The 227-nt window shown below is 67.4% G+C and carries 1 pseudogene; it reads right to left on the bottom strand.

Going from position 1 to position 227, the window contains the following annotated elements:
• Nucleotides 1-227: pseudogene (locus BN358_RS27900) on the bottom strand (gfo/Idh/MocA family oxidoreductase); the annotation flags it as partial.

Genomic DNA, 227 nt, shown 5'->3' with positions numbered 1-227 from the left:
CTGACCGCAGAGAGACCGCAGCGAGCGAGCCCGCCGCCACCGCCTGACGCGCAGCCACCGGCGACGTCTGCGTGATCCCGCCATAGCGGACGAAGCCGAGGAACTCCTCGATGAGCAGACGATCAGCGCCACCGTGGCTGCCTTCGAGACTCGGGATCACGAACTCCTCGTCGGGTTGGGCGTATCCTCCGTGGCGACGATTCCACAGCGCAATTCGGTTGCCCGGC

It is taken from the genome of Sedimentibacter sp. B4, from assembly GCF_000309315.1.
GTDB classification, from domain to species: domain Bacteria; phylum Bacillota; class Clostridia; order Tissierellales; family Sedimentibacteraceae; genus Sedimentibacter; species Sedimentibacter saalensis.
Note: the sequence above shows the minus strand (reverse complement) of the source record. Positions and strands in the feature narration are given on the sequence as shown.